Here is a 4,472-nt window from a genome sequence, read left to right as displayed (position 1 = left end):
ACGCTGCCGCGTCCACCGCAAGCCCGGCTCGCGAACATGACGACCACAAGATCGCCCCTCAAGGATGAGCCGGGATGCGCGACACATACGCTAAAACCGAATTTCGGTAAAGCGGAATATTTTTGTGAGAGCGGATTGACACGGGGGCGACACAGCAAGGTCCCGTAGCCCGGATGAGCGAAGCGACATCCGGGGTCTTGCCACAAGCGACAGCGGTCCCGGGTGTCGCTGCGCTCACCCGGGCTACGAGAGCTCACCGCTTCGTTCGCACCGGCGTTCCGTCCGCCATGAGTGTCACTCCCTTCCGTTCGACAATCATCCCGTAGGCGTGCGGCTGACGGTGAACGTCGAAATTGAAAGTGGTGCGCTTGTAGGAGTTGCAGAGATCGAGATCGCAACGGGCGAGCGCGATCTCGTCGCCCTTGGTCGTGCATCGCGCGATGATCTCGCCGGAGGGCGCGATGACGCAGCTACCGCCGATGTGGTCGACGCCCTCCTCGACACCGGCCTTGGCGACGCCCACCACAAAGGTGCCGTTCTGGTAGGCGCCAGCCTGCATCACCAGATGATTGTGAAACAGCGAGAGATCGTCATGCTCGGGCGCCGGCGGATTGTGCACCGGCGTGTTGTAGCCGATCATCACCATCTCGACGCCCTGCAGGCCCATCACCCGGTAGGTCTCGCTCCAGCGGCGGTCATTGCAGATCGCCATCCCCATCACGCCGCCAAAGGCCTCGGTCACGCCAAAGCCATCGCCTGGATCGAAATAGCGCTTTTCCAGATGCTGGAATTCGCGCCAGGGCTCATGCTCGGCATGCCCGGGCAGATGAACCTTGCGATATCTGGCGACGATGGCGCCACTCTTCTCGACCAGGATGGAGGTATTGTAGCGCCTCACAATTCCGGCCTCGACCGTCAGCTCGGCATAGCCAAGGTAAAATCCGATACCAGTTTCGCGCGCGAGATCGAACAAGGCTCTCGTCTCCGGCCCTGGCATCTCGCGCTCGAAGAAGCTGTCGATCTCCGTCTGATCCTCGAAATACCAGCGCGGAAAGAACGTGGTCAGCGCGAGCTCGGGATAGACGATCAGGTCGCAGCCGTTGGCGTGCGCCTGGCGCATCAGGGCCATCAGGCGCGCCACGACCGCGGTTCTGGTCTCGGTTCGCGCGATAGGGCCAAGCTGGCCGGCCGCGATCGTCACAAATCTCGTCACGAATCTTTCCCTCGTCCGCTTCCTGGGTCAGGTCGCGGCAGAGACTATCGCGCGATGCGCCGCGCGCACAGCCTCGCTGTCCGGCACGGTGCCCAACCGAGAGGCAGCCCGACCGTCGCGTGGAAAGTACCGAGAACAGATAATCTCGCAAACCTCCGCTCGTGCTGCTCAGGCGATCGCGCATAGGCAGCTACACGCCTACCGGGGGGAAGATGCATCTCACGGAGCCCGACTTACCAACCCGCCGATGCAGGTTCGTTGAAGAACATCGTCTGATCGCGCGCCGCCATGCGCGAGGGCTGGCGTCGACGGTGCCTCTCCGCACTGCGCTTGTTCGAAACGGTCCGAGCTGCTTGCTTCGGCGTCGCATCAGGCTGCGCCACCATTGCAAAAGCTTGGCGGGGCCTCTCCTGCGTGGGAAGCGCGTCGGCGACGGCAGGCGCGGGAGTCGGCGGAACCGACTCGGCTTTGGACAGCGATATTTGCCGTACGCTGGTGTCGAGGACGATCTTCTCAGGCCAGGTTTGCGCGGAATGAACGCGCACAATCGACCGATCTGGCTCGGCCGGCGCGGCGGCGCTCACGGGGGCGGTCATGTACCGGTCGGCGAGGAAAAGGAGGGCGAGCAGAGCGCCGCCGGTGAAGACGAAATAGCGGATGAGCGGCATGGGTCCCTCGATCGCCTCGTTGTCGAGGCCCCTGCAGCAACGGGAAAGAGTGGCAATCGTTCCGGTGCGCTGTCGAGCAATCGTGGGAGACGCTCAGCCGCCCACTGGCATTCCGCTTGCTGCACGGGAGTCAAATCCCTCAGACCCGCAGTGGGTCTGTCTCATCGTGAGGCGATCATGCACCCGACGTCCCGTTTCGAAGCGACCATGCCGACACAGCTCCACGCATTGATCTCCGATCTGCGTTGGCGCTTGCAAATGATCGACGCCGACATTCTGGAGGAAGAACGGAAGGCCGGAATCTCCGATCCCCAAAACCTCGCCTACCCCATGCTAGCGCAGAACCTGCGGGCCCGGCGCGACAATATCCGGGTGAGCATCGCGATTCTCGAAAGCCGCCTCGAAAAGCGATCGACGGAGCGGCCGCGCGCGGCCTAATGCGGCGACGGCGATTGGCTCCCGTCGCACCCAGGTTAACGCGAAGGAACTCCCGTTGCCGATCTGCAACGGTTCCCGTCCGTCTGAAGCCGGACAAAAGAAACTCCCATTGCGGCCACGAACCCCTCTCACAACGCCGTGAGACGAGCAGGGGAACGACGATGCGTGCGCAAAGAGTCTGGGTGGTGAATGGGGCCGCCAGCGTCGAACAGTTGCAAACCAGATTGGACGATCTGAACAAGCGGCTCGGTCAACTCGAGACTCAGCACCCCGAGAGCTGGAAGGTCGAAGAGCTCAGATCGACTGCGCTCAGCCTGTCGCGCGAGATCGACGACATCCGCTGCGCCGAGGCGACGGCGGCGCTGAGCGAGCTCCTGCGGAAATAGCCGGCGTTCGCGATTCGCCCGTCGCGCAGGAACCAACGCCGCCTCCTCGCCATTGCCATGCCGAGCATGGAGCAAAATCATGACCAGGCACCTGACGCGGGCCGATCTCGCGCGCGGCGTGGCCGGCGCGGTATCCACGCTGGTCCTGTGCGCGACGATGGCATTCACCATCGCGCGCCACTTCGCTTTGTAAGGCATTTGGCGCTGTGAGGTATTTTCGATGACGTCCGACCCCGAGGAATCGGTCAGGCTGCAAGGCTACGGCGAGATGACCCTGCGTACGGCCGTCACGACGATGATGTTGCTTGCGCCGCGCGAGCGCGCGGATGCCGCCATCTTCCGCGTCCGCGACGGCGTCCGGCTTGCCTCAAGCGAGATTGCCGAACTCGCCTCCGAATGGGGCATCACGCCAACGCCGGAGATCAGGTCTCCGAACCTCGTCCCGGAGCAGCACTGGACCCACGTCGTTCGCGGCATGGTGCGTGAGGCGCCGCTGCCGGCGCTGATGATTGCGTTTATGGTCGGCGTGCTGGTGGCGAGGCGGTAGTCCTCTGACCTAGCTTGCAACGCCGAGTTATCGAAACAGGAAATGCCGAGCCATGCCACCGCGACAGACCGCCCTGTCCGGCCAAATCGGCCGTGGACCCGCCCTGAAAATCGTTGCAAGAAGACGCTCCCGGGCGCCGGCGGCTGGTCCGCCAAGCTTGGGAACGAGCCTCTAGAAAAACGTCGCCTTTTGGAAGAATGGTCGGAGTGGCAGGATTCGAACCTGCGACCCCTGCGTCCCGAACGCAGTGCTCTACCGGGCTGAGCCACACTCCGACAAGAGGCCGGCTTATAGCGTCGGGTTTGGCGCACCGCAAGCGGCCGAGCTGAGGAATCTTATCCCTGTGAAAACGGGTCTTGAAACGCTGATTTTACCGGCCGGCGAGGCCGGCGCGGAAGCTGCCGCCCGGACATTGGCAGCCGGCGGGCTGGTCGCGTTCCCGACCGAGACGGTCTACGGGCTCGGGGCGGACGCCGGAAATGCCAGTGCCATCGCCCATCTTTACGCCGCCAAGGGGCGGCCGGCCTTCAATCCGCTGATCGCGCATGTCGCCGACCTCGCGGCCGCGCGCAGGATCGGACGATTCGACGCCTGCGCCTCGCGCCTTGCGGAGGCGTTCTGGCCGGGGCCGCTGACGCTGGTGGTGCCGAAGACGGAAAACTGCCCGGTGGCCGAGCTTGCCACCGCGGGCCTCGACACGGTCGCGATCCGCATTCCGGCCCATCCGGTGGCGCAGGCGATCCTGCGCGCCTTTGGCGGGGCGGTGGTGGCGCCGTCCGCCAACATCTCCGGCCACGTCTCGCCGACGCTGGCGGCCCATGTCGAGAGCGACCTTGCGGGGCGGATCGACCTGATCGTCGACGGCGGGCCTGTTACGGTCGGCGTCGAATCGACGATCGTCGGCTGTTTTGCGGCGCCGATGCTGCTGCGGCCCGGCGGGCTGTCTCGCGAGCGGATCGAGGCCGTGCTTGGTGCAGCGCTGGCGCGACTGCCCGCGGAGACCGACAGCGAAGACAGCCAGCCGCTGGCGCCGGGCATGCTGGCCTCGCATTACGCGCCACACGCCCATGTGCGGCTCAATGCGCTGGACGTGGGGCGGGGGGCGGCGCCGGCGGGGGGGGGGGCGGGGCGCCGGGGGGGGGGGGGGGGCGCCCCGGGGGGGGGGGGTTTTTTGGCCACCCGCCCGCTGGATGAAGCCCCCCCCCAAAAGTTGGGGTATA

General features: G+C 65.2%; 6 protein-coding genes and 1 tRNA gene. 4 read left to right on the top strand and 3 right to left on the bottom strand.

Annotation, left to right across the window (positions count from 1 at the left end; genetic code table 11):
• Positions 1 to 253: 253 nt before the first annotated feature.
• A complete protein-coding gene (locus AC0L23_RS17785; protein ID WP_085352581.1) occupies positions 254 to 1,213 on the bottom strand; it encodes an N-carbamoyl-D-amino-acid hydrolase in 960 nt (319 codons plus the stop codon).
• 233 nt (positions 1,214 to 1,446) lie between these two features.
• On the bottom strand, positions 1,447 to 1,881 hold the full coding sequence (locus AC0L23_RS17780) for a hypothetical protein (protein ID WP_018458810.1): 435 nt from the start codon (positions 1,879 to 1,881) through the stop codon (positions 1,447 to 1,449).
• A gap of 258 nt (positions 1,882 to 2,139) precedes the next feature.
• Between AC0L23_RS17780 and AC0L23_RS17775 the strand changes: the two genes are divergently transcribed.
• The 3 genes from AC0L23_RS17775 to AC0L23_RS17765 all read left to right on the top strand — a co-directional run bounded on the left by AC0L23_RS17775 (position 2,140) and on the right by AC0L23_RS17765 (position 3,252).
• Positions 2,140 to 2,319, top strand: a complete 180-nt coding sequence (locus tag AC0L23_RS17775; RefSeq protein ID WP_371258555.1) for a hypothetical protein — start codon at positions 2,140 to 2,142, stop codon at positions 2,317 to 2,319.
• Between the two features lie 161 nt (positions 2,320 to 2,480).
• On the top strand, positions 2,481 to 2,705 hold the full coding sequence (locus AC0L23_RS17770) for a hypothetical protein (RefSeq protein ID WP_026233665.1): 225 nt from the start codon (positions 2,481 to 2,483) through the stop codon (positions 2,703 to 2,705).
• A gap of 220 nt (positions 2,706 to 2,925) precedes the next feature.
• A complete protein-coding gene (locus AC0L23_RS17765; protein ID WP_085352582.1) occupies positions 2,926 to 3,252 on the top strand; it encodes a hypothetical protein in 327 nt (108 codons plus the stop codon).
• A 198-nt stretch (positions 3,253 to 3,450) separates the two neighbouring features.
• On the opposite strand, the gene AC0L23_RS17760 is transcribed toward AC0L23_RS17765, so the two are convergent.
• Positions 3,451 to 3,527 (bottom strand) — tRNA-Pro (locus AC0L23_RS17760).
• A gap of 68 nt (positions 3,528 to 3,595) precedes the next feature.
• On the opposite strand from AC0L23_RS17760, the gene AC0L23_RS17755 reads away from it, so the two are divergent.
• Positions 3,596 to 4,472, top strand: an 877-nt coding sequence (locus tag AC0L23_RS17755) for an L-threonylcarbamoyladenylate synthase (RefSeq protein WP_473357173.1), incomplete at its 3' end; no start/stop codon positions are given.

It is taken from the genome of Bradyrhizobium sp. MI1.4 (assembly GCF_055811315.1).
This window is presented reverse-complemented; position numbering and strand designations above follow the sequence as displayed.